The 19,385-nt window shown below is 65.8% G+C and carries 7 protein-coding genes; 3 read left to right on the forward strand and 4 right to left on the reverse strand.

Annotated features, from left to right (window positions below; genetic code table 11):
- Window positions 1-79 precede the first annotated feature (79 nt).
- From H7E91_RS07765 to H7E91_RS07780, 4 genes are all read right to left on the reverse strand, one after another.
- A complete protein-coding gene (locus tag H7E91_RS07765; protein ID WP_182354532.1) occupies window positions 80-1,861 on the reverse strand; it encodes an ATP-binding protein in 1,782 nt (593 codons plus the stop codon).
- Entirely contained in the window at window positions 1,858-4,398 is a 2,541-nt protein-coding gene (locus H7E91_RS12140; RefSeq protein ID WP_182354533.1) for a LuxR C-terminal-related transcriptional regulator, read from the reverse strand. The genes H7E91_RS07765 and H7E91_RS12140 overlap by 4 nt, the downstream gene beginning before the upstream one ends.
- A 149-nt stretch (window positions 4,399-4,547) precedes the next feature.
- The gene (locus H7E91_RS07775; protein WP_182354534.1) at window positions 4,548-6,935 is read right to left on the reverse strand and encodes a helix-turn-helix transcriptional regulator; all 2,388 of its coding nucleotides are present in this window, start codon (window positions 6,933-6,935) and stop codon (window positions 4,548-4,550) included.
- Window positions 6,936-7,222: 287 nt separating this feature from the next.
- A complete protein-coding gene (locus tag H7E91_RS07780) occupies window positions 7,223-7,390 on the reverse strand; it encodes a hypothetical protein (RefSeq protein WP_182354535.1) in 168 nt (55 codons plus the stop codon).
- Between the two features lie 148 nt (window positions 7,391-7,538).
- On the opposite strand from H7E91_RS07780, the gene H7E91_RS07785 reads away from it, so the two are divergent.
- Genes H7E91_RS07785 through H7E91_RS07795 form a run of 3 tightly spaced genes read left to right on the forward strand, consistent with a single transcriptional unit; the run spans window position 7,539 to window position 19,281 of the window.
- Window positions 7,539-10,643 (forward strand): hypothetical protein, encoded by a 3,105-nt coding sequence (locus H7E91_RS07785; protein ID WP_182354536.1) that lies wholly within the window; start codon window positions 7,539-7,541, stop codon window positions 10,641-10,643.
- Window positions 10,643-16,474, forward strand: a complete 5,832-nt coding sequence (locus H7E91_RS07790) for a hypothetical protein (RefSeq protein WP_182354537.1) — start codon at window positions 10,643-10,645, stop codon at window positions 16,472-16,474. The genes H7E91_RS07785 and H7E91_RS07790 overlap by 1 nt, the downstream gene beginning before the upstream one ends.
- The gene (locus tag H7E91_RS07795; protein ID WP_182354538.1) at window positions 16,471-19,281 is read left to right on the forward strand and encodes a hypothetical protein; all 2,811 of its coding nucleotides are present in this window, start codon (window positions 16,471-16,473) and stop codon (window positions 19,279-19,281) included. The genes H7E91_RS07790 and H7E91_RS07795 overlap by 4 nt, the downstream gene beginning before the upstream one ends.
- Window positions 19,282-19,385: the final 104 nt, after the last annotated feature.

A 19,385-nucleotide genomic window follows, 5' to 3' on the forward strand; every position in this document is an offset into this window, starting at 1 on the left:
ACATACGGAGGGCCTTCCTCGGAGTGCTGGTTTCGCAACTCCCACTCAATCGCGGAAGGCCCTCTCTTCACGTCACAAGTCAGCGCGTGTCATCGCACTGCCTCAACCAACCTGTCCGGTCAGTACAGCTAGGTCCGCTCGAGTGCGCGAGGAGGTCCTCTGCCTCGTCATACCGGCCCGAGAGGACAAGGTTCCACCCAATCCGGAACAGGATGAGGAGCTCGTAATCCGCAACCATCCGCTCGTCGGCCAGCGCAGCACGCGCACTGCGGGCGACCTCGAGCGCAGTCTCAGTACGACCAGCGACGGAGTGAAGGTCGGCCAGGTCAATGAGGACGCAAATACGACCATCTGCCGTGAGGTCTGGGCTCGCAAGAATGCGTTCAACCTCAGCAACGGAGTGCGGCGCCGCTCTCAACCCCCGTTCAATCTGCGGAGGACGGGCTACGCCCTCCTGTCGAAACCTCGCTGGGCCTGCCAGCGCACCTTCCCGACCGGGAGCACGTGACTGCTCGGCCCACCAGCGTTCGAAAGCCGCGACGTCCGCCGGGTCCCTCGTGAGCTGGTCGAAGGCCATGAGGAGAAGATGAAGGGCCTGCTGACGAACAGCGTGATCGGTGCTCGTCTCAGCCACCCTCATGAGAAGAGTTCGAGCAGAGTAGTGTCGACCGAGTCCAATGAGCGTGCGCGCTCTAAGAAGGTTGGCGGCGTCAGACTCTGGCGTGACTTCGGCATCGATGAGCTTCCGGGCAAGCCGGAAGTCACATCCGATGACTGCGTCCTCGACTGCACCCAGCACCTGGTCAGCGGGGACGTCCGCACCGACTTCGAGTGCCCACAGTACCTGGAGCGGCGTGCGGGAGGTGGGAGCCCTGTGCTCACTCCAGGCCGCATACAGTTGGGCGCTACGCCCGGGCGGGACAGTGCTGCGCAAGATCGTCGCAAAGATGTCGGACGCGATCCGAAGGAGACCGTCATGGCCCGCGGCGAGAAGGTCGGCCTCGACGAGGCGTCGATGCTCTCCACACATTGCGAAGAGCACGGACCCCGGCTGGGGCCCTGCGAGAGCCAGAAGCTCCAGCACCCTCCGGTGCTCGGCCGACAGGGACCTGGTCACGTCCCGAACAAGTTCGGTCAGCGGCTCATCCGCCTCCGGGGCGAGCCGCGCCAGGGTGAGGAGATCACCGTTTGCGACACCGGGAGAGTGCCGGAAGACAAGGCCTTGATCGAGGCAGGACTGAACGACGGCTTCAACAAAGCTTGGATTCCCGCCCGTCAAGGCGGTCATGATGTCGATGGCGGGGGCTGTGAACTCACCGCCGGCAATCTCCTCCGCAAGAAACCTCACCCCGACCCTGTCGAGGGGCTGGACAACAAGTGTGGAGAGGAGGCCCGACTCCGCCAAGGCAAACAGTGTCGACTCCGCACCTGTCCGTCCGTTGCCGATAGCGACAAGCTTGATCGCGGCATTCTCAACGAGGGTGGAGAGAACGAACGAGGTTTCGTCGTCGAGGAACTCCGCGTCCTCGACAACGACGATGGGAATGACGCCCGGCGTTTGGGCGGCTGCGAGCACGGCCCCAACCTCGCGGAGCACCTGTGCCGGGCTGTCCGTCGAGGCGCGGGCACTGAGATAGGGCGACAGCGCCCCGCATGGCTCCCCTGCCAGAGTTGGGCTCGCATGCACCCGCATGGCGGGCGGCGGTACGTCTGGCCGGGCGAGGGCAGCTCGGACAAGAGTCGTCTTGCCAATACCGAACCCGCCGAGGATGAGGGCACCGCCCGGGCCAGGCCGGGTGAGGATTGAGACGAGCTCGGTGTACTCGGCAGACTGCGCAAGCCAGACGCGATGAGGGGTCACGATTGACCCGCCGTTCGGCTTGGTCGAGCCAACGCTGCCAGCTCATGCCGATTGCGCACGTGGAGCTTGGAGTAGACCTGGTAGAGGTGACCTTCGACGGTTCGCACGGACACTCCGTTAACCCGTGCGATCGCGGTGTTCGTCATGCCGGTGATGGCCTGCGTGGCTATCTGCGCTTCGCGCTTCGTCAGGCGCGCGAGCCACGGCTGGCGGGCGGGAGCGGGTTCCGATTCTGCTGGTTTGCCTCCCGACGTGTCGACATATGTCGTGGCGAGAAGACGGCGCTGATCCTGTCGACCGATTCTCTCAGCGAGAGTGCTCCCCTGCCCGTGGGAGTAGAGATACTGACCGCAGCGGATGAGCCTCTCAAGACCCTCTGCGAGAGCGTAGCCGTCCCCTCGGGCGACGGCGCGGGCGAGAAGTCCGTACCCCTCGGCTGCCGGGGCGGATGACGTCGCCGACAGCTGCCCAAGACGGTCCGCCGCAGAGGCGTCTCCGAGCCGTAAGGCGGCCGCGAGTGCCCCCATCTCCAGCGTCTCGTTTCCTCTGCGTCGGCAGTGTTGAGCCAGTTCCACCAGGTCGACGATCGCGCTGTCGGAGTCGTCCCGACCACGACGCAGGCAGTCGAGGATCGCCCCGGCCCACCCGAAAAAGTCGGTCGATGCGAGTCGCGGATCGATCCGGGACCTCGCAAGCCTGTCGGCCTCGAGTCTCTGGCCGCGGTCCGCGAGGCAAAAGGCTGCGGCCGCTCGAAGGCCGGCAGGCGCGGCCCCATCGAATGTGGCTGTGAGCTGGTGTGTTGCGGGGAGAAGAATGCCAAGAGCATCGTCTGTTTCGTGTGCCAGCGCTCTGAGCACGCCACTTGTGAAGTCTCCAAAGGCGATAGCGTGCGGAACCGGGTACCTGCCCGCGGCGAGCCGCGACGCCGCCGTCCCGGCCGCGCGCCAGTCGCCAGCCAAGAGGCGGACGCGCAGCAGGGTGCACTCGATGTCAACGCACTCCGAGCGCGTCATAACTTCATCAAGAACCCCGCCGAGCCGGAGTGTGGATATCGTCGTCTTGACGGAATCAGCGATCGCCAGCGCCTCGCGTTGCCTGTTTTGAAGTGACCACGCCTCGGCCTGAATCGCGCTGGCCTTGAGGTGAAGTGACTCGGTTTCCCACAGCTCGTCCGTCAGGCCAACGACGTCCCCGGGACGGCCCGAGAGGGCCGCCGCGTGTGCGGCGAGGAGTCCAACGAGTTGTTTGGCCTGGACATGGGTGCGCTCGCGAGCTCCCGTCCTCATGGCCGTTGCGAGAGCCTCTCCGGCTCGCGTCACACAGGTATCGATGTCGACCTGCCGGCCCAGCATCAGGAGCGCTCGGAACTCAACTTCAAGGATGAGCCCGCGCGTGGTGGGGTCGGCCGCCCACGCGTCGACTGAGAATCCGCCCGAGTGTTCGAACGCCTCGACGACACTGACCGCTGCGGCATTGTCGCCCAGGTCGCGACACGCCCTGGCCTCGGTCAGCACACGCGCCGCCGCCGGGTCGGTGTGAACCTGGCTCAGTGTGTCCGCCACGTCCGCGAGCTCATTCTCGTCCGCCCGCTCTCGTAGGATGTGGGCGACGAGCGGGACGGCGATGTCGACCGATTGGGAGCTGGATTCGTCGACGGTCACGAGTCCTCGAGAGCGCAGGCTGGTGACCTCCTCCGCTAATCCGCAGTGGCGCAGGGCACTCATGCGTGCTGGACCTGCGTGGGCGAGCAACAGGAGGAGGCGGCGCTCATCGCCCGATGCGCTCACGAGCTGTGGCACACGTATGGAAGCTGGGCTGTGGAAGGGACCGGGTACGAAAATCCAGGATCCGCCTTCGACGCGCAGTCTGCCTTGCGACACGAACTCACGGGCAACGTGCCGCATAAGTGGTCGGTTAGCCCCGCAGAAGCGCCACACCACCGCGGCGGCGAACATCGACACCGGTCCTGCGAGCTCAGCTTCGAGGAAAGATCTCGTGCGCCCGACATTCATGCCCGGCACGTCGATCCGCACGAGCACTCCGGAACGTTGGAGGGCCGACAGGTCGGCGGGGAGCTTCGAAGGACGCTCACACATGACAACGAGCGAGATCTTGCGCATCGTGGCAAGTTGCGCCAGGACCGCGGCAGAGTCCGGATCAATGAGATCTGGGTTAGCGAGTGTGACGACCGTTCGCTGCTCGCCGATGAGGGCGGCGATAGCCCGCACGAGCTGATGGCGGGACACCGACGGAGTGGCCTCGAGCCGCGACAGCATAAGAGAAAGGACGCCGTACCGCGTTTGGGCGGCAAATGGACTGCCGTTGAGATGAATAATGGTGGGCCGTGGATCCACGCTGTCGACAGCACTGACGAAAGCCGCGCGCCGACCGCTACCGGCCCGGCCGACAAGAATCGCGCCACCGAGCCGATCTTGGAGAACTCGCCGCATGACATCGAGAGGAAGTAGCTCCCTCGTATCAGCGGCGTTGCCGCCGATCGGCTCGCGGGTACGTAAAATATTTGCTCTTGGTTTCACCTGAAACCGCCCCCAGTTCGGCTTTACTCTCCAGGCGCAGCGCACTCCCTTCAGTCAGCCTGCCCGGTGGTGGTTCATCATAAGGTGCAGGTAGACCGAGAAGCACCAGTAGTCAACGTCACAACATACTCGTTTTATGACAGATCTACTTACGTAGTGGGGCGCTCGTCCCGCACGGCGATCTGCGAATTCGACAGAACGGTGCGCAACTCGGCTCGGCTTCCCACGCCGAGCTTGGTGTACACCTGGTGCAGGTGGGACTCAACGGTCCGAACCGAGATCCCCATCGAGCCAGCTATGGCGCTACTGCTAAGGCCTGACAAGACCTGCTCAACAATTTCCCACTGTCTCCGGGTCAGTAACCGTGACCCCGAACCTTCCCAGCCACTCACGTGTGACGCAGCCGAGGGATTCCGCATCCTCGCAAGCTGGCCATCGACGACATCAGCGAAGAAGTACTGGCCACCGGCACGGGCGATGGCGGCTCCAATTTCCAGCGACTCCGGATCGTTGTTTCGCAATCCGTGCACGACGTTTATGCATGCCTGGGCGAACTGACTTTCAGTCCGTTGCGCTACGGCTTCGAGACGTTCGAGTACAGACGTATGGCCCCATTGGAGGGCCGCCGAAAGAGCGAGGAGTTCGTGGGCGCGATTTTCCAGATGATGGTCGCGGTCCGCGCAGCGCATGAGTAGCTCGACGGCATCACCTTCGCGTCCGAGTAGACCTAGTGCCTGAGCGGCGAAAAAGTTTGCACTCCACGCCCAGCGCCAGATCCCGTCCACGTCGAGATCGGGTAACCCCACCCCCGCGAGCGCAACGAATGCGTCGGCTCGTTGGCCGGTGGCGGCCAACGACACTGCCGACAGTGAACCGGCCAGCGCCAGCACGCCATGGTCATCGAGAACCCGTAGCTGCGGTAACTCCAATGTGAGGATCCGGGCGCTGTCATCGAAATCTGCTGTCAAGACTCGAGCGAACGCTCGATACACGACCCCGAGTCCGTCCACATCGGCGGGCGGGCCGCCAGCCAGAGTTGTTGCGGCGCGCGTCCATTCGCCTGCCAGGAATTCAATGTCGACGAGCCCGAGCCGGATCCGTTGGATGAGAGAGGGAGCGCTCTCGGATCTCTCGAGCATGTGCAGTAGCTCCCGATTGGCTCTCAGCGCCTCGTCAACCCTCCCGGACATGGCGAGTGCCTCGTGCGATGACTGTTGCCACAGCGGCTCGAGAGAACTCGGCATCCGCGTTGCCGCTTCACGGGCTGCGAGAATGGGCCGGTAGTCTCCGCTCCATGAGGATAAGACGAGATCAGCCGCACGCGCTGGCCCAATGACGCTAGACACGTCGTCGGCAGGTGTCGGCCGCATGCGTCTTGCGCACTCCCACGCGTCTGTGAGACGTCCGGCGGCGATGAGCGCGCTGATCCGAACGGACGCATCCCGATCCGAATCTGAGTTGGCGGGCAAGATCCGCAGCAGGTCGACGGTCTTTGCTGGGGACGTCACCGCGAGATGCTCAACCGCATGAAGCACACGCGTGTCATCAACATCCAACCCGCATCGAACCTGCCAAGCGACGAGTCCCGGTGGACTTCGGAATGCGCTCCCCTCCACGCGCGCAACGACCTCATCGAGGAGACTTCGACTGCGTCCGGGCGGAACGTGGCTTGCGATCGCCTCGCCATTGGTGATCCCGCGCAGACTCGCATCCCGCCCGAGGGACCCTGTCAGATCTAGGAGCCCACGTTCGTAGACAGCGTCGACGGCATCAGCGTCGCAGACCTCCAAGAGAAGGGGAAGGGGAATCTCTCCGACGAGGGACAGAACTTCGAGCACGGTGCGGACCGCCGGATCCTCGGCGGCCAGCAAGCTCTGCCAGTGCCTGACAAGCCGTGGACCGGCATGAGGGGCAGAACGACCTAAAACCCACACACCTTCGTGGCGTAGAAGGAACGAGGCCTCGAGCCAATCCTCAACAGCCATTCTCACTCTCGCACGGTTTCCTGCGACTCCTTTCCACACAGCACACGTAGCCCGACTACTTACCGGCCCGCCCAGACCGTTTTCCACGAAACTCGCGACAGCTACTTTCGACAAGTCAGGAACCCGTACCCGGTCAAGGCCGACGAGCTGAGCGAAAGGAGCAGCGGCGGGCCGATCCCGGTCAATCCCGGCAGCAACAACGACCGCGTGGTGATGGAGGACGAGTCTGGCGACATCATCAAGCTCGGGCCCCGAGAAGGACGACACGGCGGGAATAAGGAGAACTGGCCCTGCCGAAGGCGGGGCCTGAACGTACGTGGCGAGGGATCGTGATGTTGCGGGATTCAGTGGGCTCATCAGCTCCAGTGGTGCAGCAGGTGCCGCTAATCTCCTTGCCGCCTTCCGCGCGAGGTCCTCCTGGCCGGCCCCAAAATCTCCATGTAGGAGAACGCCTGATCCGATCGAAGCGCGGCGGACGACCTCGTCAACGAAAGTATCGTCCCCCGCTGCCTCCCAGCGCGGCGGGCGACGAGCATTCGGATTCGAGACCATCTTGCCCTCCTCAGCTGTTACCCATAGCGCTAGACACTTCCTCCCAGCTTAGCGATCCGCCAACTTAGGTTGCCTCACTTTGTCCGGGCTACTGATACCCAGCCGACCTGTCGGACCGGCACGCCGCGCCTGTCGGGCAAGCACTCCGCGGCGAGGGCAGACGACGGCACATCTGTCATGACGACCGCGGCCGCCGCGACCGTCGCCTATGCGCCAAACGCCGCGGGTGCGAGGCAGACGGTACAAGCCCCGATGAAGGCACCATTGGCGAGCGTCGCCAGCTTGGGCTAACGCATAGTTCTATCGACGTCGAACGCCGACAGAAACTGCTGCCGCTCGGCGGCAAGCGGCGCCCGGTGGTGAGGCCCATACGGCCAGGGGCTGAATGCGGCGACGAGCCAGACGGTGGAGACGTCGGTCAGCGGGACAGCATCGGACGAAAAATTCGCACGCACTGGGCCAGTGAGAGCTTTGCGAGGCCCTGGTTGGCGACCAAAGGGCTTGACACCGCGACCCTGTCCCCCTACGATCGGGCAACAATGAAGTGACCTCAATCACACTCGTGGCCTCGATGCGACCGGTGTGGGAGGGAGGGGTCGGCACGTGACCACTGCACTCATCAGCGCCAACAGGGCAGCCGCCGAGCGGCTAGCAGTTCTGCAAGGCACAGGCCCTCAAGGCATTCTCGCGGGCACGAGCCTCGAAACGCGCTCCTTCCACCCAGGTAACCGTACTGCTGACACGGGACTTGGAAGCGGCTCCGGCATGACGACGATTCACGCCGATGATGGGGCAAACCGTCGCTGGACTCTCCATGACACTTCTCGCCTCGAGGATGCGGATGGCGGGGAAGTCGCCGAAACCCGTGGCACGCATGTGACCGTCACCGCCGGTGAGGGCGGCACGTACCTGCTGAGAGCCCACGACGCCTCCGGTCCCGCCGGAGAGATCCTGCTATCTGTCCCATACATCGTCTACGTCGTCCATTCCGCCGCTTCCGTCGAACCGGAGCTCGCGGCCGCTGGCATCGACGCGGCCGACCGTGAGCATTGGTGGGGCGAGGTCATGAGGACAGCGCGCACGGTGGCGGAGCACGTCTTGAGACCCGTCAACGCTCGTCTCAGCTGGGTGGCCGACTCGGAGAGCATTCCACCGCTCGACGCGCAACGGGAAGGCTCCTCGATGTTGGCTCGGCGCACCGCCACCGGCCAGCCAGTTCGAAGAATCGTTATCACCATCGCACTCGATGACAGTCTCCTCACCGATGTCGAACGCTGGATCCGGGCCGTTATCCGGCAGATGACGGAGAGCGAGGAGGACGCGCAGTGGAACATGTCCATCGCGCGGCTCTTTGGACATGCGGACGCTCCCATCTCCGCTCACGTCACTGCTCGGCTGGGCGGCACGGGCGATACCGAGGTTGACGACATCTTGCGCACGCTCGCGGCATCGCCGGATCGAGAGGGGAAGGAGCGGTGGGCAGAAATGGCGGGCAGGCTTCTCGGCGTGACGATTGGCCGTGCGGCGCTTCGCGGTATTGGACTGCGGCCGGTTGCTCAGCGCCCCGCCGGTGTCAAACCCTGCGACGTCCTCGAACCACAGCCCCGCGACGAAACAGCGTCGCTCCTCGGACTCCACCGACCCGCAGGAGCGACTATCAGCACGCTTGCCGGTGACCTCGCGGCGCTGCCGGCCGGTGCGTCGGCTGACGAGCGGCGGACTGCCATGACGCACAGGTGGGGCGATCTCGTCGAGCTCTTCGCGCGCGAATGGGGCACCGCTGCCGGATCGTCCACCCGGTACGACGTGCTGTCCGGTCTCGTCTCATCCGAGCTCCTTGAGACCGCTCGGCTGATTGCGCCGCTCCCAGCGCCCTACGGCAGGCGCGCTCTCGCGCCCGGCAGCAGGGATGCTGAGCTCGACACGACAGACGACGTCATCACCCCGGCACGCTACGGGAGCGAGCTTGACGACCCCGACGATCGACGTACGGCAATCGCTGACCTGCAGACAGATCTGCGACGCGTCGGCATCGACTACGGTCTCCATCATGCCGGGCTCTACGGGTATCGACGGATCGGCTTTAGCGGCGCCTCCGTCGACCGGTCCGTCTTCGACGGCGAGCTGGCCGACACCCCTCCCACGTACTCGGTGGCACAGAGCCGCCAAGTCCAGCGCGGGTACACGGGGCTCGCCGTGCGGGAGTTCCGCATCGCCTCCCGATATCCGAATGACGTCGTCGAAACCCCGACGCCAGTCGCGCCGTACGGCAACCGCCTCGCTGTTGCCGCCACACATGAGGAGCGGGCGGACGACGGCGAGGCGGGAGAACCGCTCGACGACGTCGACGGTGAGGTCTCCCCCGCCACCGCGCTCGAGATCCGTGCGTGGGCGTTCGCCCGTCGTCGTGTGCCCGTGGTCGTCGAGGCGCGCCAGCTCAGAGCGGGCCGGAGCGACTGGACAGTGACCGATACCGAGCTCTTTGCAAGCCCCCGCGCGCACAACCTTCTCGGGCCCAACGACATCGATTCCCGCGACCCACGCATGTTCGTCCTTGACCTGTCCGGGATGCCACAGCGGCTGAATCCGGATGCTCCGGAGGAGCGGCTCGTGCTCGGGGACTACAACGGCCAGGTGGGCGATCCTCCGCGCGACACGTACGGCGGTCCGCGCTCACGGGCTCCCCACCGCCTCGCGCCGATCACTCTCGATGCGACATTCGGCGCCGCCTCTCCCGTCCATGTCGCACCCGCCCCGGGCGCACCCGATCCGGGAGAGGACTGGCTAGCTCCGGGTACGGCGAGCACCGCCGCGCAGGTTCGCGAGTGGTTCACGTCCGCCTTCCGAGTCATCTACGCGGTGACACAGAAAGAGACAGGCGGCTTCTGGGATGGTTTCAACGGCTGGGATCTCGCCGTCTGGAGCTACCCGCTATTCCATTACACGCTCCGTCTGCGCGGGGGCAGGCCTGGCAAGATGGCAGAGGTCGTCCGGTGGTTGCAGGTCCCAGATGACGATATTCCCGCCGATCCTCATCGCCGAGACGACGTCCACGACGCTATGAAGCAGGCCTTCCAGCGATCCTTCGGCCGGTACGGCGTTGGGGCCGGACCGATCGGGCAGAACGACCCGACAGGTTACGTCCACATCGCCGGGCTACGTAGCGCTACGGGCGAAACCCGCGGCACCCCGTGGCAGGTCGACATGGCGGCAGATGATTGGCACGGACAGAACGCGTCCGGGCAGGCACGGATGCGCGCCTTCTACGATTCCTATGTTCAATGGTTCCGCTCCTGGCCGTGGGCGGCCCGGTTCGTCCGCAGCCTCCGGTACGACGGTGGGCTGCAGCGGCTCCTGATCGCGCACGCCATCGACTGGAGCGCTCATGCCCTCGAGCGGAACGTGACAGGCGGGGTGGCACACAGCCTCATCACGAGCGAGGTCGCAGCAGCCGCTTACCTCCGCGCCTACGTCAAGGAGCCGGCCCAGTCGGATAACGGTTTCAACGCCGTCGAGCGCGCCTCATGGGCCGCCAACCAGCGCACTGCCGCCGAACAGTTCGTCGCGGGCATCACCGATGAGGGACTTCGTGATTCGGCTGGCGATGCCATACGATCCCCGGGACTATCCGTCACTGACCTGCCCACTCCGACGCAGCTGCGCGAGGCCAGGGACTGGGTCCTGCGCTCAGAGGCGGATGAAAACTGATGAGCACAACCCGGCTTTTCGCCCAGCTCACCGCCCTCGGCCATGGCGGTCTCACCGACCTGCCCCTCTTCCATGCCGTGAGGGGCCTCGGCGATGTCATCGACGTCAGAGAGGTGTGGCGCGGCGGTGCGGGCGAGGTGGACATCCTCGGTTCCGTGCGGCTTAGCGAAGAGATCGTCATCCCGGTCGGGTCACTCGACATCGCTGTCGGCTCATCCGAGATCACGGCACCGTTCGCCGTGACGTTGGATGCGGGGACGGTCGAGCTCATTCTTCTCGTCCGATGCGTGCAGGCAGGACTGATCGACCTCAATGACGCAGAGACGCTCGGTAAGCGGCTTTCCGGTGTCGACACCACGCATCCTCACAAGCTGGCAACGGCTCTCTCCGACATCCTGACGACGTCCGTGTCGGAACTCCCGAACCTCCGCGTCGCCATCGGCCCTCTTACGGCGCGCGTCGATCTGCCTTCCGACTGGCTGACGAGAGTCCGGCCTCTTACCGACCAGGCGGGACAGACCGTCGGGTTCGAAGAGATCCAGCAGGCACCGCCACCGTGGATCCCGCTCGGGCAGGTCAGTTTGCTCGTCTCCGCGGCTGGCATTGACATTGACCTCGACGTGGCGAACCACGTCGATATCCCGCCCGTCATGATCGCCGACACCGGGATCGTTGTCGCGATGGAGGGGGTTGTTTGGCATCACAGCGGACCGCCGCCGACCGACCTCACCGACCACGCGCTCCCACCGAACTGGCACGGGCTCATCATCGGCAATGTCACGGTCTGGGGTCTCGACAAGATCCTCCCCGGCGCGCCCGGCGGCAGGGCTGACGGTCCGACCGGCGCAATGAGGCTGAACGACTGGATCATCGACCGAGAGGGCATCCGAGGACGCCTCTCCTTGGATTTCTCCCCTCAACCCGGTCTCATCGCTGTCCAGCGCCTCGACCTGGCGTTCGACCGCTCATGGTGGCCGACCGAGCTGGCCATGCGGGTCATTGTCGATATTGGAACCATCCTTGGGGACGAGTCGCACCGCATCACAGCATCGGCAGATCTCCTAGTCAATCCGCAGGGCTCTTCGTCAGAGCGGTGGGCCCTCAACCTCATTGCCGATGCGACAGACGGGCCTCTCGCGAGCATCGTGCGCGGCGGACTCGCAGGCATCGGAACAGCTGCCGCCGCCCTCGCGGCGGCAGGTGAGGGGGATGCCGCGATCATGGCGGGCGCCATCGCAGCACTCGAATCCTCCGGTCTCGGGCACATCACCGGTGCGGCGATCGACCACCTGAGCGGACGGGTCCAGCCGGTTCTCACCCCAGGAACAGGAAGTCGAGAGCTTCGTGCAGAGATTTCCATCGGAGCTCGCCTCATTCTCGAGCTCACGCTTCCGGATGGGACTGTCGAGCTCGAGCTCGGAATCGGTCACCTCACAGCTCTCGCAACTTTGAGTGCGGAGGGACCGCCCCACATCAGATCCGACTGGACACTCTCGGACGGCCTCGACGTCACACTGCCTACGACCGTTGACCTTGCCGGACTTCTCGTGATCAACGCCGTCGGACTGCGCAGAAGCCCTGACGGTCTCGTCATCGAATTCGGCGTCGAATCATCGGGCACCGGAGATGTGGCTCTTGCGGGTTTCCCCGACGCGATCATCGTCACCTACCGGCCCACGGGGAATCCCACCATTGACGTCGCTATAACGCGCTCCGCATCCCCGATGTCGATTCTCATCCCGGGCGTTCTCTATGCATCCGGATCCCTCTCGCACGAACCGAATGTAGCCCCGCCATTCTCCATCGGGCAGTGGGGGCAGGTGCGTCGGGGCACTCTCTCCGCATTCCTCATTGGGAACGGCACAGCTCGCTCGGCAGACGACCATCTGCGCAAGTCGGCCTACGCGTTCGACCTGGAGATCGGCGTCGTGACAGCCACCCGGGATGATGGTCTCCAGGCCGTCATTCTCACTCTCGACGCCGGCTTCCGACCGGGCCTGCCCCTGGGGACCTCTGGAGCGTCCCTCTACGAGCTTGGCCTGACGTTCGCGATGAACGGGGCTCCCACCGCCGCGGGCGGTGACTATGCCTCCTGGTTCCTTGAGGCGCCGCCAGCCTATTCGACCGGGATCGAGAAGTGGCGCCCCGAGGCGGGCGGCTGGGCCTTCGGCGCGTCGGCGACCCTCGGTTCCTCACCGGACGACGGCCGCTCATGGAACGCAGGCGTCGGTCTCTTCCTCCTTCTTCCCGGGCCGGTTGTTCTCATCACCGGAGAGGGGAACCTCTTCTCCGCGCTTCCCAGCCTGCCCGCCCAGGGCGGCGACCCCGACGCGCTGTCATTTGGCTTCGGCGCGGTTCTCACCCTCGACTTCGGTCGCCATTTCTTTGGCGCCTCATTCCACGGAATGCTCGAGAAGACCGCCGGGGAGGCAACACTTGTCCGCGCCACCATCCCCGCCGACATCTCCATCGATCTGGATGACCCGACAAACTTCACGCTCGCAATAGGACGTCCTGAACCGCCCGCTGACCGAGTCCAGATCAACTTGCTGGGCATGTTCGACGCGTCATCGTACCTCCTGCTCTCCGGAACGGACGTGCTCCTGCCGGGCGTGGAACCCCCGCTCACTCTGCCTGGGCTCGCCCTCGCCTTCGGCGCTGCCGGCGGCTTCGATCGCCGCCTGAAGGCGGGCCCAGCGCGGGTCGTGCTGTGGGCACGCGCCGGGTTTGATGTCGGCCTGTCGCTCTCTCTTCCTCTGGCAGCGGGACGCGTCTACCTCGAGGGCGGCCTCGATGTGTCGGTCTACGGCGTCGGATTGTCGCTCGAGGCGGCGCTCAACCTCGTCGCCATGGCCCCCGATCCGTTCATGCTCACAGGATCCGCACGGGTGCGGATCGGCCTACCCTGGCCTCTACCCGACATCAACGCCTCGGCGACGATCGAGCTCGCGCCAACACGCGAGTGGGTCTTCGACGCGCCCCGACCCGATGCGCCGGTTGAGACGCTCACCCTGTGGGGTGCGGGCACCGGCGCCCCCACCGTTCTCAAACCCGGTGAGACCGGCAGCGGGATTCCGCTCGACGTGCTCGCGGAGATCGTGTTCTCCGCACCCGTCGGCAACGACACGCCAACAATCGGCTGCGCCGCGACAGACGGCGACGACGCTGATGCTCCCGTGTGGGAGGTGGCGACAGCGGAGACGGATGAGGACGGGTTCGAACGACGGCACGGCTACCGCCACGTCGTCTCGTCCGTCACGGTCACGCGCACGACGCCGCACGGAGCGGTTCCGGAGGAGGACATCCCCGCCTTCTGGCCCGGGGGCACGGCAATCGGCGCTGTCAGAGGCCTTCACTCCGACGTGCCGCGGACGGCAGGCGGCATGCCCGCACGAACGAGCCTGCGGCTCTGGCAGCTGGGGGACCTCGCCGCAGCTCGGGTGGGCAACGGAGCGGAGATCGTCGCGCGCTGGGCACAGACGTGGGATCCTTGCGCGCAGCCGGACGACGACGAGAAGAGTCTCCAGCGCCTCTACACCGCGCGCTCCCTTACTGCCAGGCTGACAGAGCAGGCCTTCGTCCCGCCTGTCACGGGTCCGGGCACGTGGCCGATCCGTCGTCCCTTCCCTCTGCCGTTCGGGGAGGACCGCACCCCGGGCGACTGGTCACACAGTCTGTCGCGAGCCGCAGAGAAGGCGCTCACTCGATTCGACTCCCTGCCACATATCTCCCGGCTCAACGAGTCGGGCAGGACGATGATCAACATCGATGAGGTCGTGGAGCTGCTTCCGGGCACGCGCGGTTCCGCGCGGCGAGAGCGAGGGTGGGAACGCACCAGGTCTAGGGAGGAGAGGATGTCCGAGCCCTCGTTCGCACCGTTGCGTCACGTTGTCGCCTCGCGACTCGGCCTGCAGACCGACCGGCGCTCCGCGACCGACAGAGTCTGGGAGTTGGCACCCGGCGGACTCCTGCCCCCGTGGTGGAGCCGCAGGCTCGCGACCGCACCGATGCCAGCCGATGATGTCGCAATCCTTCCCAATGACACACCGCCGGACGACGTCGTCGCTCGGGCACGAGCTGAATCGCCGCCTGCGACAGGATCGACGATGGCTCGCCTCCTCGATGCTGAGGTTGAGCCCGCGCGCATTGCCCGCAACCCAGCTTCGATCAACGTCCCTCTGCTGACACCGATCGAGGCCGACGAGCCCGTCTTCGCGCTTCCGCGACTCATCCTCCCGACGATGCCGGCTGGTGCCGAGGAGCGTCTGGCTGCCCTCGCTGTGGAGACCGTCGGCAGGCTCCGCATAGATCTGACGGACACTGAGCAGGCAACTGCGATCCTTCTCGCCGCTCCGGGGGTACATGTCATCGCCTGGCAGACCGGTGCTGATGGACAGGAGCGGCGCATCGAGAACGTCGCCACCACCGACGTCCACATCGGGGACCGCAGGGTGTGGCGCCGCGTGCGATTCACCTCCATCGGGCCGGTCATCGCCCTGAGATTCGCCGCTGTCCACGGGCCGCTCAAGGTCCAGGTGACCGATGAGGCGGCCGTCGCCGCGCTCACGAGCGTCGAGTGCTTCCCTCTCCCGCGCAACGAGCACGCTGCCCGCGACCGTCATCGCACCGCAACGGACACTGCGGTGCGTCTCCTTCGCGACGCGGCGCAGACGTGGCAGGGCGAGTCCGGCACCCCCGCAGGAATACTCTCGCCGGACACCGACTATGAGATCGTCGTCGCTGGGACATCGGAGGCTGTCACCCTCGGACGATCGGGGCTTGAGAAGGGCTCGGCACAATGGTCCTGGGAGCGACGATTCACGTTCACGACGACGTCCGCTCTGGCTGGTCGTTTGCGTGCCTACCCGGACGAGGCGCCGCACGAGGGCCGCGTGGCCGAGGACGGGTCGAGGGAGAGCGACTGGGAGGTGGCGACCTCACCCGGTGACGGCAGCACCGCATACTATACGGCCGAGCCTCTCCTCGTACGGTTGCGCGACGCGCGGACCGTCGCTGTGGCCGATGCACTGAACTTCGACCTGCGGGTGCGCCTTGTCGATGAGCGGGGTGTTGTGACTGAGCACCTCAACGAGGTATCACTCACAGACCCGACGGACGTCGACGCCCACATCGCAGCCCTTCGCGAGCGGCTGGGCGAATTTCCCTGCGTTGCAGACAGCCGCGGTGGTGAGATCTGGCGAGAGGCGCGGATCGCCCTGCCGGATCTGCTCGCTCCGCGCACGCGATACGTCGCCACACTTCAGGCTGTACCGCGCGGCGGCGGCCCAGCCGTCGAGCTGCACTCGTGGCGGTTTCGCACCTCCGCTCATCGTGACCCCGCCGCTCACCTTTCGGCACATACGATCGTCGACGTCCTCATCCCCGACCCAGACGGCATTATCGCCAGAGTCGGAGCCGCCGCGCCCGGCGGGATCGTCATCGACGACGCCACGTTCGATGAGTGGCTCATCGACCGGTGCGGATTTCCGGCATCCCCAGCACCACAGAACTGCGAGCTCGCTCGCCTGTGGGCGTGGGATCCGGCGACGGATGGGGTTGTCTGCATCGGTTTGCTCCTCGACGGTGACGAACCGCTACTCCGCGGCTCACGTTCCGGCTTGGCAACCGGTCGAGCGCAGATCGTCGTCCGCCAAGGAGGCAGCGAGATCGCCCTGACAGCGTTCACCGGAGTGAGCACGTCGCGCGTTCTCCTCCTGCCAGCCACCCCGAACCTGCCCGGCACGATCGAGATAGCGCTGCGTAGCCATCCCAATGCGAGGATCGCGGTCCCCATTCCCGCAGTTCCCGACAATCTGGACGGAGCGCTATGACAGCGACGATCATCTCCTCCGACGTTTTACACCTGCTCGGTGTCGGTAGCGACGGATCCGACCACTATCTGCGGCGCGGCCGTCACCTGCGGTGGTTTCCGCATCACGTGCTCGGCTTTCCTCGACGCGGCTTCGTTCTGCGACGGAGGCCCTCCCCACCGTGGCCGTGGTCCAAAGAGCTCATTCCCCTGTCGGCCTCCATCGCAGACGGGACAGCGGACGATGGCGCGTGGATCGTCGGTGCGGACGGGTTCAATCCGGAGGGGCACCGGTTGCGGATCACCTCACCCGCCGGTCGGACGGTTCCCACGGGCGGGGCGGTGGCTCCGGGCGCTGCTGGCATCGTCATGGAGACGCGGAAGAACGATCGGCCCATTTCATCCGCGTGGTTCGCCGTCCAGGTGGAGGGCCCAGCACGTGGGGCCGCCACCATCACTGCCACCTCATGGAGCCGTGGACCCGGCGACGAGGAGTCGTCTCTCTCCCACGTATCGGCCCGGCTCAGCGAGCTCTCACAGTGGTGGCCGCAGGGGCCGGGCGCAGCCCGGCGCGTGCTTCTGATCGACGGCGGGCAGATCGATGCTGTCGAGGTCCACGCGTCCCCTGGCGTGAGGATCAGCGGCGCTGCATGGATTACCTCCGCGCGATATGCGGAGGCCGGCGGATGGGAGACGGTGGGCAGATTCCTCCTTCCGATCGACGGAGACAATGTCTCCTATCCTGCCCAAGCTCATGCTGCTACGGTTATCGAAGACCGGCTCCGCGCGGGTGCTGCCGCCGCGGCCCCGCCGTGGGTCGCTTTGAGGTGGCCACCGAGAGCCCGTTCCGACTCGGATGGACAGGCGGCCGCGAGAGCACGCTTCGCAAAGCACATTCCCCTTTTGCAGGCAGAGCTGAGCCGAGTCCTCGCCGCCGAACTGGCCGACGGCGTGCCACAGGGCACCGTCGAACCGGTGGATGTGCCGATGAGCGTCGAAGGTGGCGGAACTGCTTCCTTCGCAACGCCCCCGATCCCCCTCATCCTTGCTGCTGCCCTCGAATCGCCCGTCGCGCATCTGCTTGGGCTCGCCGCACACGACACCGGAGTGCCCGCAGAGATCCCGTATGACTACTGCATCACCGCGTGGTATCCACTCACGTGGCTCGCTGTGGTGGCCGCACCGTTTCTGGCACAGGGAAGCCATGATCACCCGTTGCTCGCACGCCGTTCGGACCGACCGGGCCTGCTCGTCCCGCCAATGCCGCCTGACGAGCCCACGCCGGGTGCGTTCGCTCGTGTCGCATCCCTCGCCACCGCGCTACTCGAAGCGCCGATTCCCGCCGCCGTCTCACCTGAGCGCGTGACGGCAGAGTCCACTGACGGCCCTGCCTCATCGCCACTCGGGATCGATGTGAAGCTCACATGGCACACCGCAGAGCCCGTTCACCCGAGCCACGGTGCCGTCGTCGCCGCGACACAGGTGCGCCATGATAGCAGTGGGCGCGTGCCACTCGCGCGAGTCGACCCCCTGAGCGGCGAGAGGGTGCCAACACTGTCAGGGCTGGGACCGCACACTCTTCTCGACCGATGGCTACGCGTGCCGGGACGGACGTCGTGGTCGCTCCACCAGCTCGATATCTGGGGACGATGGTCGCCACCGGCGCAGGTTGAGCAAAACGTCGTCGATGAGACTCCTCCGCCGGCGCCGACGGCACTGCGCGCAGAGGCCACGGGGCCGGGAGATGACGTCGCTGGGACCGTGTCGAAGCTCCGCGTCGAGTTCGACTGGACGGCGGCTCATCGGGCGGCAGCACCGGATGCGGATACGTTCGTCATTTCGGTGGTGGCTGGCGACCATCCCGCCGCCGCGGCCGCCGCTCTGCCGGGTACTCGTGTCGAGGTCGGCCTCGACGGGTCCACGTCAACGGGCGGGCTCTCGGTAGAACAGCATGCAACGCCCCATGGCGGCACCCGATATCACGTGAGGATGAACAACGCCCCCTCCCAGCACCGAGGCCACGTGTGGACATCGACAGCGGTCGTCCAGTCACGCAGACGCATCGGTCTTCTATCACGCCCGGTTTCTACGCCAGCAGATGCGGTCGATGAAGCACGCCCGAACGCCCCTGCCGGTCTGCCCGGTATCAGGCTCAGCTCGTGGCCCGATCCGGACGGAGTCGGATGGTTCCGTCTGACGTGGACACCGGCACCTGGTGAGCGAGTACAGATTCTCAGAGCTTCCGGGGCACTACTGCGAGCGGCCGCGGGCGAACCCCGAGAGAGCGGCTCTGTCGAGAGCTATGGCGAGCAGCTGCGTCGGCTCGCCGTCGACCATCCCTTTGCTTTCTCCCCAGACCATCCCCGCTCCTACTCTGCAGAAGTCGCCGAGCATGATGTCGCGATTCCCGGGAGCTCGCGCGATCTCACCGTGCTCGTCATCATCCCGACCGGCCCGACCGGCTCACGTGCGCATTGGCCGACGAATTCTGACATGTTCACGGTCGTCGCGGCTCGTCGCAGGTCGACCCTCAGTCCGCCGCGGGTGACAGCAGCGACGAACAGTCTCGGCGGGGTCGTTCTGACCGCGCACGTGCCAGCCGGCGGCGAGCGCCTCCGCGTCTGGCGATCCACGAAGACCCACCTTGCGGAGGACGTTCGTCGAATGCGGCCGCTCGCTCCGGTCGACATCGACGAGTCGAGCGTCGTCATCGTCGACGACACGGTCTCACCAAGTCGCTGGTACACGTACAGAGCCGCGGTCGAGATGCCGGATGGACGCAGATCCATTCCGACAGCTCCGATATGGATTCGCACTCTCGACGTGTGACCGTGCCCCCGTGCGAACATGCACGATCACTCTCCGCTTAACGGCGCTCCTCCCCTGGGGATTCCGGCGAACGACGTTGAGACAACGTTGAAGCCGATGAGGGG

It is taken from the genome of Flaviflexus huanghaiensis (assembly GCF_014118685.1).
GTDB classification, from domain to species: Bacteria; Actinomycetota; Actinomycetes; order Actinomycetales; family Actinomycetaceae; genus Flaviflexus; species Flaviflexus huanghaiensis.

Excerpts from the sequence above, each read along its gene's own strand:
- H7E91_RS07790 (WP_182354537.1), top strand. The coding sequence starts at position 10,643 with ATGAGCACAACCCGGCTTTTCGCCCAGCTCACCGCCCTCGGCCATGGC.
- H7E91_RS07775 (WP_182354534.1), bottom strand. The coding sequence starts at position 6,935 with ATGGTCTCGAATCCGAATGCTCGTCGCCCGCCGCGCTGGGAGGCAGCG.
- H7E91_RS07795 (WP_182354538.1), top strand. The coding sequence starts at position 16,471 with ATGACAGCGACGATCATCTCCTCCGACGTTTTACACCTGCTCGGTGTC.